This is a genomic window from Ferdinandcohnia sp. Marseille-Q9671 (assembly GCF_976954385.1).
On record NZ_CDRJTA010000004.1, the window covers coordinates 1,098,709 to 1,111,247 of the forward strand.

General features: G+C 35.6%; 12 protein-coding genes. 4 read left to right on the forward strand and 8 right to left on the reverse strand.

The features are described from left to right. The first annotated feature begins 171 nt into the window (after positions 1-171). The 3 genes from parE to ytvI all read left to right on the forward strand — a co-directional run bounded on the left by parE (position 172) and on the right by ytvI (position 6,063). A complete protein-coding gene (parE, locus tag ACWNMY_RS20680; RefSeq protein ID WP_449540133.1) occupies positions 172-2,139 on the forward strand; it encodes a DNA topoisomerase IV subunit B in 1,968 nt (655 codons plus the stop codon). Positions 2,140-2,145: 6 nt separating this feature from the next. Then, on the forward strand, positions 2,146-4,590 hold the full coding sequence (gene parC / locus ACWNMY_RS20685) for a DNA topoisomerase IV subunit A (protein ID WP_449540134.1): 2,445 nt from the start codon (positions 2,146-2,148) through the stop codon (positions 4,588-4,590). Between the two features lie 414 nt (positions 4,591-5,004). Beyond that, positions 5,005-6,063, forward strand: coding sequence for a sporulation integral membrane protein YtvI (gene ytvI, locus ACWNMY_RS20690; protein WP_449540135.1), 1,059 nt, complete (start codon positions 5,005-5,007; stop codon positions 6,061-6,063). A gap of 38 nt (positions 6,064-6,101) precedes the next feature. On the opposite strand, the gene ACWNMY_RS20695 is transcribed toward ytvI, so the two are convergent. Next, complete coding sequence (locus tag ACWNMY_RS20695) at positions 6,102-7,274, reverse strand: alanyl-tRNA editing protein (protein ID WP_449540136.1); 1,173 nt, start codon at positions 7,272-7,274, stop codon at positions 6,102-6,104. A gap of 137 nt (positions 7,275-7,411) precedes the next feature. Between ACWNMY_RS20695 and ACWNMY_RS20700 the strand changes: the two genes are divergently transcribed. Beyond that, entirely contained in the window at positions 7,412-7,669 is a 258-nt protein-coding gene (locus ACWNMY_RS20700) for a hypothetical protein (protein ID WP_449540137.1), read from the forward strand. 84 nt (positions 7,670-7,753) lie between these two features. Here ACWNMY_RS20700 and ACWNMY_RS20705 read toward each other — a convergent pair whose 3' ends face one another. From ACWNMY_RS20705 to ACWNMY_RS20735, 7 genes are all read right to left on the reverse strand, one after another. After that, positions 7,754-8,098, reverse strand: a complete 345-nt coding sequence (locus tag ACWNMY_RS20705; RefSeq protein ID WP_449540138.1) for a hypothetical protein — start codon at positions 8,096-8,098, stop codon at positions 7,754-7,756. A gap of 411 nt (positions 8,099-8,509) precedes the next feature. Beyond that, positions 8,510-8,782, reverse strand: a complete 273-nt coding sequence (locus ACWNMY_RS20710; RefSeq protein WP_449540139.1) for an HPr family phosphocarrier protein — start codon at positions 8,780-8,782, stop codon at positions 8,510-8,512. A gap of 58 nt (positions 8,783-8,840) precedes the next feature. Then, the gene (locus ACWNMY_RS20715) at positions 8,841-9,848 is read right to left on the reverse strand and encodes an SIS domain-containing protein (protein WP_449540140.1); all 1,008 of its coding nucleotides are present in this window, start codon (positions 9,846-9,848) and stop codon (positions 8,841-8,843) included. Between the two features lie 90 nt (positions 9,849-9,938). Then, positions 9,939-10,751 (reverse strand): PTS system mannose/fructose/sorbose family transporter subunit IID, encoded by an 813-nt coding sequence (locus tag ACWNMY_RS20720; RefSeq protein ID WP_449540141.1) that lies wholly within the window; start codon positions 10,749-10,751, stop codon positions 9,939-9,941. Next, entirely contained in the window at positions 10,741-11,484 is a 744-nt protein-coding gene (locus ACWNMY_RS20725) for a PTS mannose/fructose/sorbose/N-acetylgalactosamine transporter subunit IIC (RefSeq protein ID WP_449540142.1), read from the reverse strand. Before ACWNMY_RS20725 ends, ACWNMY_RS20720 begins: the two co-directional genes overlap by 11 nt. Before the next feature lie 21 nt (positions 11,485-11,505). Beyond that, positions 11,506-11,979, reverse strand: a complete 474-nt coding sequence (locus ACWNMY_RS20730; RefSeq protein WP_449540143.1) for a PTS sugar transporter subunit IIB — start codon at positions 11,977-11,979, stop codon at positions 11,506-11,508. A gap of 5 nt (positions 11,980-11,984) precedes the next feature. Then, positions 11,985-12,389, reverse strand: coding sequence for a PTS sugar transporter subunit IIA (locus ACWNMY_RS20735; protein WP_449540144.1), 405 nt, complete (start codon positions 12,387-12,389; stop codon positions 11,985-11,987). Between the last annotated feature and the right edge of the window lie 150 nt (positions 12,390-12,539).

Genomic DNA, 12,539 nt, shown 5'->3' on the forward strand with positions numbered 1-12,539 from the left:
GCGAAATCTGGAGAAAGTTATAAAATAAGACATAGAGTTTGAAAAAATAAAACATTTGTTCTGCAAGTAAGATATACTTATTATAGTGATACTACTTATATAGAGAGAGGCTAATGAGCCATGTACTTGGATTACTTTCCAAGTGTTTTGTAGACGAAAGGGGTATGTTTTTTGGCTAAGCAACAACAATTTGATTACAATGATGATGCAATTCAGGTACTAGAGGGCCTTGAAGCTGTTAGAAAAAGACCTGGTATGTATATAGGAAGTACAGATAGCAAAGGGCTTCACCATCTAGTTTATGAAATTGTAGACAATTCTGTAGATGAGGCACTTTCTGGCTATGGAAACCATATCATTGTAAAAATTCATAAAGACAATAGTATTAGTGTTCAAGATAAAGGACGCGGAATGCCTACTGGAATGCATAAAATGGGTAAGCCAACACCTGAGGTCATTTTTACTGTATTACACGCAGGTGGTAAATTTGGACAAGGTGGCTATAAAGCAAGTGGTGGTCTTCATGGAGTAGGGGCCTCAGTTGTGAATGCATTATCTGAATGGCTTCAGGTAACAATCAAGCGTAATGGTTTTGTTTATGAGCAGCGCTTTGAAAACGGTGGTATCCCAGTAACAACATTAGAAAATGTAGGAAAAACCAATCAAACTGGGACAACAATCCATTTCAAACCTGATCCAACAATCTTTAGTACAATTACGTATAATTTTGAAACACTAAGCGAACGTTTAAGAGAGTCCGCCTTTTTATTAAAAGGATTAAAAATCGAGATAATAGATGAGCGTAATGATTTCCATGATGTATATCATTATGAAAGTGGAATAGAAGCCTTCGTTCAGTACTTGAATGAGGAAAAGGACGTACTTCATCCTGTAGTTTCCTTCGAAGGGACACAAAATAGGATTGAAGTGGATTTTGCCTTTCAATTTAATGATGGATATTCAGAAAATATACTATCCTTTGTTAACAACGTTAGAACAAAGGATGGCGGTACTCATGAAGTAGGATCTAAAACGGCATTGACCCGTGCGTTTAATGAATACGCCAGAAAAACGGGTCAATTAAAGGAAAAAGATAAAAATCTTGATGGTTCCGATATTCGTGAAGGTTTAACTGCAATTGTTTCCGTGAGGATTCCTGAAGAATTGTTGCAATTTGAAGGACAGACTAAAGGAAAGCTTGGAACAAGTGAAGCTCGCTCTGCTGTCGATTCAGTTGTATCAGAAAACCTTGCATATTTTCTTGAGGAAAATCCCAATGTGAGTACACTTCTTGTCAAAAAAGCGATAAAGGCATCTCAAGCTAGAGAGGCTGCTAGAAAAGCCAGAGAAGAAGCAAGAAGTGGTAAGAAGAGAAAGAAATCAGAAGCACTACTGAGTGGTAAGTTAACACCAGCTCAATCACGTAATCCTGATAAGAATGAACTTTACCTAGTTGAGGGAGATTCTGCAGGAGGTTCAGCAAAACAAGGACGTGATCGTCGTTTCCAAGCAGTTCTGCCACTGAGGGGTAAAGTCATCAATACTGAGAAAGCCAAACTCGCTGATATCTTTAAAAATGAAGAGATTAATACAATCATTCATACAATTGGTGGCGGTGTTGGAGCTGATTTTACTGTTAGTGATATCAATTATGACAAAGTTGTTATTATGACAGATGCTGATACTGACGGGGCACATATTCAGGTATTACTATTAACCTTCTTTTATCGCTATATGAAGCCTTTAATTGAAGCGGGGAAGGTATATATTGCACTACCTCCTCTCTATAAGGTAAGTAAGGGCTCTGGTAAAAAAGAAATTATCGAATACGCATGGAACGATAACGAACTGAGTGGTGCTATCAAAAAGGTAGGAAAAGGCTACATTATTCAGCGTTATAAAGGTTTAGGAGAAATGAATGCAGATCAGCTATGGGATACCACAATGAATCCTGAAACACGAACGCTAATTCGAGTCCGTATCGATGATGCAGCAAGAGCCGAACGCCGTGTAACAACCCTAATGGGCGATAAAGTTGAACCGCGCCGAAAATGGATTGAAACGAATGTTGCATTTGGTTTAGAAGATGATTCGAATATTTTGGACAATGAAAATTTAACGGTCGTAGAAGAGGAGTAACAATAAATGGTACAAACAGAGAGATATCGTGATTTACCTTTAGAAGAAGTAATAGGGGATCGCTTTGGCAGATATAGTAAATATATTATTCAGGATCGTGCATTACCTGATGCACGAGATGGCTTGAAACCCGTTCAAAGACGTATTTTATATGCAATGTATGTCGAAGGGAATACAGCGGAAAAAGGATTTCGTAAATCAGCTAAAACGGTTGGTAACGTAATTGGTAACTATCATCCACATGGAGATTCCTCTGTGTATGAAGCGATGGTCCGTCTAAGCCAGGACTGGAAGGTACGGAATGTATTAATTGAGATGCACGGGAATAACGGTAGTAATGACGGTGATCCACCTGCAGCGATGCGTTATACAGAAGCACGTCTGTCAAAACTTGCTGCTGAACTATTGCAGGATATTGATAAAAACACTGTAGAATTTATTCCGAACTTTGATGATACTAGTAAGGAACCAGTAGTTTTACCTGCTATGTTCCCCAACCTACTTGTCAATGGCTCAACAGGGATTTCAGCTGGTTATGCTACTGATATCCCACCACATCATTTAGGTGAGGTTATTGATGGGGTTATCATGCGCATTGATAAACCTAGCTCAACAGTAGATGAACTAATGAAGGTTATTAAGGGACCTGACTTTCCTACCGGTGGGATTATTCAAGGAATCGAAGGGATAAAGAAAGCATACGAGACAGGCAAAGGAAAAATAATTGTTCGTGGTAAAGCTGAAATTGAAGATCTTCGTGGTGGAAAACAACAAATCGTTATTACGGAAATACCATTTGAAGTGAATAAAGCGAATCTTGTTAAGAAGATAGATGAGCTCCGCTTAGATCGTAAAGTAGAAGGAATTAATGAAGTCCGTGACGAAACAGATCGTACGGGATTGAGGATTGTGATCGAACTAAAGAAAGAAACAGATGCTCATGGTGTCTTATACTTCCTCTATAAAAATACAGATCTTCAAATTAATTATAATTTTAATATGGTTGCAATTTTAGATAGACACCCCGTATTGATGAGTTTACCGAAGATACTAGATGCTTATATCAACCATCAAAAAGAGGTTATTACCAACCGTTCACATTTTGAATTGGAAAAGGCAAGAGAACGCCAGCATGTTGTGGAAGGACTCATAAAAGCCTTATCAATTCTAGACGAAGTTATTGCAACCATTCGTGCTTCAAAAGATAAAAGGGATGCAAAAAATAACTTAATACAACAATTCGATTTTACTGAGCCACAGGCTGAAGCAATTGTATCGCTCCAATTATACCGGTTAACAAATACAGATATCACAGCTCTTCAACAAGAATTTGATGAGTTGAATCAAAAAATAAGTGAATTAGTTGATATTCTTCAAAATGAAAGTAAGCTACTACAGGTTATCAAAACAGACCTAAAACGTGTAAAAAAGACGTATGCTGACAATCGTCGTTCTAAAATTGAGGACGAAATTGAAGAAATCAAAATCAATCTTGAGGTTATGATTCCTTCGGAGGATGTAATTGTAACGGTTACTCAGGATGGATATGTGAAGCGTACAAGTCCTCGTTCCTATGCTGCTTCGAATGGGCAGGATTTTGGAATGAAGGATACAGATAGATTATTACGGAAATTTGAAATTAACACAACAGATACACTCTTACTTTTCACAAACAAAGGGAATTACTTATATATTCCTGTACATGAGCTTCCTGATATTCGTTGGAAGGACCTAGGTCAGCATGTCGCAAATATTATTCCTATAGACCGAGATGAAACCATCATTGAGGCATTTCCGGTTACCAATTTCGATTTACCAGAATATCTACTTTTTGTTACGAAAAATGGGATGGTAAAAAAATCGGAGTTATCTTTATATAAGGCACAGCGTTATTCCAAACCGCTTGTTGCTATTAATCTAAAAAATGAAGATGAAGTGACCAATGTTTATGTAACTAACGGAAATATGGATGTATTCATTGTGACTCATCTTGGATATGGTTTATGGTTTAGCGAGGAAGAAGTAAATATCGTTGGTGCAAGAGCAGCGGGTGTAAAAGGGATTAACCTTAAGGATGGAGATTATGTAATAGCGGGACATGTATTACCACCGTCCACTCCAGCCGAATTAAGTATCGTAACTCAACGCGGTGCCGCAAAGAAAATGAAGCTAACGGAATTCGAGAAAGCAACAAGAGCAAAACGTGGGTTAGTCATGCTTCGAGAGTTGAAGAATCATGCACATAGAGTGGCAGGTGCACATTTTGTAATTGGCTCAGATGAGATATTCATGAAAACTCAGAACGGAAATATAGAATCAATAAATGCCAATTCCTTACGTCCGAATGATCGTTACAGTAATGGTTCCTTTGTAGTCGATACAGAGGCTGCAGGAGAAGTAATTGATACATGGGTCATTACCCAAGAGGATAGTACGGAAGAAACAAAGTAAGGAAAGATAAAAGAAGCTATTGATATATCAGTAGCTTCTTTTTGTATGCGTAAGATTGTCAAATGATATGGGGTTTATTTTGAAAAATATTTATATTTTAAATATGCCTGCTTTACTGTACAATAATTGTATAAGGATGTCGGATTTCTTTATTCAGTCAGGGTTTGAAACTTAATTGGATAATTGTTTAATGCCTCCGGCGGATGCAACGATTTTTATAAGGAAGTTTTCCCTGGATTACTTGCAGTATGCGTTCGCAGGCAACTGCCAGTAAATGATTGATTGGTTAAACAAACAATCTGTAGAATAGATCATCCACAGTTTGAAGTTTAACTTTTTCTTCCCAAAAAAATCGGGCATACATACTCCAAAGCGAATTTGATTAGTAAGTAGAGAGTAGGTAATTATGAGAAGATGGTAAAAAAATATATAAATAAGAGAAATATTCTCCTTATTATCATTGCAGTTGTTTTATTGTATTTACTACCAATGTCAATTTCATTAATATTGGCTTTTCTTACAGCTATGTTATTAGAGCCAATTGTTCGTTTTCTAATAGAAAAGTATAGGTTTAAGCGGATTTATTCTGTGACGGTAACCTTTGTCATTTTTATGGTGTTTGTTTTATTCATGGGATATTTATTAATCAACGTAATAATTAATCAGTTAATTACCATCGTGAAAAATATACCCTTTTATATTTCAAATATTAATACAGACCAAATCATATCTACGTTTGAAAAGCTAGAAACCTATTTTGAGGGTTTACCAAAAGAAGTAATGGATTCAATCATGAATACCTTGTATTCCTTCCAGGACCTATTAATTGTAGTTGCACGTAACATTACGGAGGGTACATTCGGATTCGTTTCAAGTCTACCGGAGCTACTGTTAGAACTCATTGTGTACTTAGTTGCAGCATTTCTATTCATGAACGATTTGCCGACAATAAAGAGTAAGTTAAAAGATCTATTACAGGATAGCTCGATAGAAAAAATGAAAATTGTAACGACCCAATTAAAAAAGATTTTTGTAGGTTTCTTAAAAGCGCAAATTGTACTTAGTGGAGTAACCTTCCTTATCACATACATAGGTCTTTGGATCCTAGATGTGAATTACCTCTTAATAGTCTCGTTACTTATCGTGATTGTTGATTTACTACCTATTTTAGGAACCGGGTCATTTATTGTTCCTTGGGCAGTGTTTGTCTTAATTAACGGGAACACTAAGCTTGGTGTAGGATTATTAATTCTATTCGTGTTAATCACAGTTATCCGGAAGATAATAGAACCTAAAGTCTATTCACAAAGCTTTGGCATAAGTGCGTTAGCAGCGTTAGTTAGTATGTATCTAGGATTTAAAATTATAGGTATTATAGGTCTCTTACTCGGACCACTACTTGTTATCCTTTACGATTCACTAACAAAAGCGGGAGTCATTAATCTTGGCTTTACGAAATCTGATAAGTTATAAGAAAAGCTACCAATACGGTAGCTTTTTCTATTTGCAGATTATTTTATTTGAGATGTTAAGAATTCCTTAAAAGACTCCATGTCATTTGTGTCTTCGAAAGCAGCTTGGGCAGCAGTGCTATTGCCTCCACCTTTACCATTATAGTTTCGTAGCTCCTGTTTAAATAATTGCCCACAATGAACTGGTATCGAGCCATTATGTGAGATGAGAAGTTTATTTTCAAGGGATGTTGTAAAGATTACACACAGACTGGCAATTTCGTTTATTTGTTTGGCAATCCCTTGAAGCTCCTTTAGCGATTTATCCGAAAAAGACTTAATAATGAGTGGACCCTCCTGAGAGTGAATTAGTTCTTTTGCAAGGAAGTTGTTACGTTCATTAGTTAATAGCTCAATTTCTCTTTGATATTGTTTGTTTTCATTCTCTAGTTTCTCAATCTTTTCGAGGAGTCCGTCACGGTTTGTACTATGTAAATTCATTAATTTTGTTAGAACAGTATGGCTAGCTTGATAATCGTTTAGTGCACGAACACCAAAGATGAAATAAACTCGAGTATTTCCTTTACTTTTCTCGGTTTTTAATAGCTTCATAAGACCTAATTCACCTGTTCTTGCTACATGGGTACCAGCACATGCTGATGTATCAATTCCATTAATCTCAACGATTCGCATCTCATCCCCATCGACGTCAGGCGTTTTACGAAGCGGAAGTGAAGTGGCTTGATCTTTTGAAACAAAGTACGTCCTTATTTCTCGGTTTTGTAGGATTTCTTTGTTAACTAGCTTTTCAATATGCAAGAGTTGTTCTTCAGTAAACCCTGAAGTACTTAAATCAATTGAAACGATGTCTTTGCCCAAATGGAAGCTTGATGTATGAGCGTTATACTCTTCTATACAAATTGCAGATAATAAATGCTGCCCGGTATGTTGTTGCATATGGTCGAATCTAAGGTCCCAATCAAGTTGACATTCTACTGCTGTAGATACTGGGGGATGGGGGAGCTTGTGATACACGACTCCACCTTCTTGAAAAACATCCAATACTTTTATATCATCGATAAAACCTGAATCAGATGGTTGGCCACCACCTTCTGGATAAAATGCTGTTTCTTCTAGAGTAACAAGGCAATAGTCATCCTGTTGGATCACTTCTTTAACAGTTGTATACCAATTTGTTAGATACGGTTTATCATAATATAGCTTTTTCGTCATGGTTTACTCGGTCCTTTCGACAGTAGATATTAAAAACATACAAGAAAAGAGACAGAGATTCAATAAATAAACGTTTATGTGTCATAAAAAAGAGAGAGGAGGAGCATTTTAAAGGTACATAAGGAGTGTGAAATAGGGTGGAAGAGAATCGACTTATTGCTGGAGACATTGAAGATAATACATATATTTTAACTCAGTTTAAGCATATGAAGACACAATCGGTAATCAGTAGAGAGAGACTTGATGCAATTTGTGAGTATTTGAAGAAGGAGGTAGAAGGTGGAGTACAAGAGCATTTTATTACACTAAATGATCAAATACCCGTTAGGATTAGTCAAAATGAGATGGAGGAGCTATTGTCAGAATTGAGGGATATACGTGCAAGATTAAACTAGAGGTTATTGTATTCATTAATGAAAAAACAAAGAGTAACCATAATAATATTATGTAAACTAAAAGTTACTGAAAAAGAGGGAGGGTTACTCTTTTTGATACAGTTCGATAATATACTTCATTCCAAGTTCAAGTAATGTATTGGTAGTCGTGTGTAGTCTACGTGCACGTTCCTTTAGCAATTCATATTGCGCATTACTAAAAGTAGTTCCCATTTGAATTCGATCATCAGGTTTTGTAGGTACCGTAAATTCTTTAGGTTTTTTATAAGTATTTAGTACGTAATCAATTCCTTGGCTAAGTAGTTGGTTAAATGGCACGTCATTGTGGCTTGCAATTTCTTTTATCTGCTGTAGCAAACGGCTGCTAACCGTAGTATTTTTGGTAACACGATCAGCGTTGTGTGGTCGAATTTTACTTTCGTACGGCATATGTAGATCAACTCCTGGGAATTGAGATATGTGAATTGTAGATTGATGTATGTCAGTAGTAAATGAAACGGTTGTTATAACTTTAACGTAACGAGTTATATGTATTTGTAGTTTATTATACCATGGATTGCTGTTAATTTTGTTAATTGAACTAAGTTCCTAGAATAGATATTATGTCTACCTGTTAGAAACTTCGGCAATAAGTATTGTTCTAAGTTTCTAGAAATCATGCCCCCCTCTTAGGTTCCTTATAATCTTGGAGTCATACCGTTAACTACCTCGGGTGGTCGGATAAATCAAAGGGTTGGGATAAATTTGAGGAAAAACTAGGTTTTTAACAAAAATACCCGAATAGTATCACTTTTAAGTGTCGCTATTCGGGTATTTTCTTTAACAAAACTATCAAATCGTTTAGATTAATTGACCAATTTTTTCTTTCTCAATAACTTCTATTAGTGAGGCCATAGCTACCTCTTCATCTGGACCATCGGTGACCAATGTAACCCTTTCTCCACTTTTAATATTCAATGTCATGATACTAATTATCGATCTCACATTTGCCTTTCTTTCCCCGATATTAAGTTCAGTTTGCGAAGAATATTTAGATGCAACTTTAACTAAAGAAGATGCCGGCCTTGCATGCATTCCTTGTTTATCAGTAATTAAAAAATTTTTAGATATCATACTAAGTGCTCCTTTTATCTATCTCCGTTTTCAATATCTAACGTTATTACTAACATGCTTAGTAATTAACAACACGATAATACTTTCTAGTGTTATATGATAATCCAGTGAACTCCACCATGTGTTTACGTAATCGATCTCCTAAAAGGATAGATAGTAATGGCGGATTAAAAAATTTTCTAAACTCTTCACTAATCCCCAAAAGAGGAAATTCTTTAAGATCTATTATTAATGCGTTTGGACAATATTTTGTTAAGAATCTCTCTACACGTTCATCTACCTTTCGAGATTCATTATCTCCTTTTACAAGGATTACTGATGTCCCTTCGTTAACTATTTCAAAACTACCGTGGAAAAATTCTGCAGAGTGTACTGCTTGTGTTTTAATTCGAAATAACTCTTCAGATACACATTCAGTATATCTACGAAGTTCTCCAAAATTCGGACCACTTCCAATCCAAAGTTGATAATCATCGGTATGATGCCTATGCGCAAATTCTTTGGCTATTACATCAAAATGTAGCGCAGCATTAATCAATGCTTTGGGTAACTGAATTATTTCCTCGGCTAATTTAGGGTATTCGTTGAAATAGCCTTTATTATATAGTAGTTTAAACACTAAGAAGTATACTTGTATATATCGAAAAGCAGATATATCCTCATCAATAAATATTTTATATTGGGCTAATTTATATACTGGAGAATCCTTTACACCAACAAAAGCAACTAAAGGAATATTTTGATCCTGGCAATATTGTGCGACCTTTACTGCTTCTTCCGCATCACCTGTTTTTGACACTAAAAGGACTAAAGATTCTCCTGTGAGTTGTTTGTAATTAGCAACTATAAACTCAGCAGATGTTTCAGCGTATACAGGTATATCTGATAGTTTCTTAAAATAATCTACAAATGATGTGAGCATCGCGATCGAACCACCAGAACCCACAAAAAAGATATTTTTATAACCTTTTTCAGATATTTCATCTGCTATTAGTTCTGCAGTTGATCGTAAATCACAGTTTTTTTGACCTCTATCTAAATAGAAATCTTGGTTTAATAATGTCATAGTTTTCATCTCCAATTTAAATTTATAACAATTAAAGTAAGTAACAGAAAATACATACTAAAAAGTTAAGTTTTATATATTCGCTTAACCTTACATAACTCCAATAGCACTTGCAAGAATTCCAAATAATAGTGTTCCAATGATTATATAAACAACTTTTACTTGTTTAATAAGTAGATAATAAACTAAGAACGTAAATGCTAACGGTAATATAGAAGGAAATATACTGTCGAGCATATCCTGAATTTTTACTGCCCCATCTCCGGACCCTATTTCGAGTGGTGTAGTAAATTTGACAGTTGTTGCTACCATTCCACCAATAGCCATCAGACCTACAATAGAAGTTGCAAAGGTAATCTTTTTCATGATTCCGCTCTCCATGGCCTTACTTAAAAAACTTGCTCCTACACGGTAACCTAGGAAAAGACCGAAGTATCTCATAATATAATGAGGAATGTTAATAATTAAAATATAGAATAACAGTCCTAAAGGATTACCTTGCAGAGTTAGTTGGGTTCCTATTCCTACAGCAACTAATCGAATCGTTCCCCAAAACAAAGAATCTCCCATAGCAGCAAGTGGGCCCATTAATCCTACCTTCAGTGCTGTAATTGATTTTGAGTCAAAGTCCTTATTTCTAGCGTTTTCTTCTTCCATTGCAGCAGTAACACCCATTACGAAAGTTGCTGGTTGTGTAGCCGTATTAAAAAACTCTAGATGCCGTTTAACTGCGATTGCTCTTTCTTCTTTCGTTTTATAAAGTTTTTTAATAATTGGAATCATTGCAAACGCAAAACCTAATGCTTGCATCCTTTCGAAATTAAAAGAACCTAGAAGAGGCAGAGATCTCCAAAATACTTTAATTAAATCCCTTTTGGTTAATTTTTGGTCTTTATCCGACATCGTTCATCACCTTTCCTTCACTAACTTTCATTAAAACAAAGGCTATCAAGACTCCAACGACAGTAACACCTGTGATATCAAGTCCAAAATATGTGACTAGAATAAAACCACCAATAAAATATGGTAGAAGACTCTTTCTTAGTATCATTTGCATGATCATTGCAAAACCGATTGCTGTTAAAAGGCCACCTCCCGCACTTAATCCAGCAGTTAACCAACTTGGAATAGAATTAGATATTGCTTCTGTGAACGCGGATCCGAAGTAGGCAATAATAAAGTTGGGAATAAACATACAAAGGAACAATACAACATATCCAGCTCTATGAAGCCATTCAATTGCTGTCAAATTCCCTGTTTCAGCATATTTATCTGCTTTATTTATCCAAATTGAATTAGTAACTTTTGCTAGATTAATTGAGTGAATGGTTAGTAATGAAACTGGTACAGCAAGGGTTGCAGCCATTTCTGGCCCCTCGCCTAAGGTAAGAGCAAAAATTGTGCCAGCAACTGAACCAGTAATTACATCAGCAGGTACCGTCGCTCCAATACCAATAATTCCAATGAAGATGAGTTCTAAAGTAGCCCCTATTATTAATCCTTGAGTAAAATCACCTAGAACAAGTCCAACAAGTGGGGCAATTATGATTGGTCTTCCTAGAAAATTTTCACCAAACACCCTCGAATCCATGTAGGCTAAACCTGCAATTAAACCAATTAATAAGGCTGATACCATAAATATTCCACCTCATTCCATTTATTTTACTATGTCTTCTAATCTCTTAATTTTTTCAGAAGGGACCTGTCGAATTTCTAGTTCTACTCCAGTTTTTAGTATTTCTCTAAAGTTAGCTATATCCTTGTCATCTAAGGCAACAGCGGCGGTTCTCATCTTTTTGCCTTCACCCATTCTCATACCACCAATATTAATTTTCTTTGCCTCTTCTACTTCTCTTGCAAGCGCCAATGCATCAGAAGAATTATTAACAAGAACAAAAACATTTTTCGAATTCGAAGTTTCTCCATTTAAATAAGTTATTGATTCTTCAACACTCAAACAAAGTAAATCAACACCTCCAGGAGTAGCTAATTTTAAAGTCATTTTTTGAAATTCATCTTTGGCAACCAAATCATTTGCAACTAGAATGACATTTGCATTCAAAGTTCCTGTCCAGGCATAAGCTACTTGACCGTGTACAAGTCTATCGTCTATTCGAATTAATTTAATCATCAATACTACACTTCCTTCCTTAAAAGTTTATTGATATGAATAATACTTTCTTTTGACTGATTAACTAAGGATGCAATCATCTCATCAATTGGGATATCCTTCTGCATATTAACCAACTCTAATAACATAGGGAGATTTACTCCAGAAACGATATGGACATTTCCGTTAGTTAGATAATTCGTACAAATATTGGTTATGCTTCCTCCAAAAATATCCGTTAATATTAAGATTGAATCCCCCTCTTTTAGATTTGTTATCGATTTTTCTAGGCTGTTTCTAATTTCTTCATCACTTGTATCCTCCTTCATTGATAAATAGTTAAAATCTTTACCTAACCCAGTTATCATTTGAACAGTATTTACTAGTTCCTTTGCTAGGTCTCCGTGAGTGGCAATGATAAATTTCCACATGTCTTAAGTCACTCCATTTCTTTTGTGTTAGGCTAACTATCTTTAATGCAAATATCATGCCAAGTTGTGTGCGTACTTTTTTAGAAGTAACTAATATTAGTAAAATCAATAAATATAATGTAAAATAATCACACAAGTTAAAATATTCAT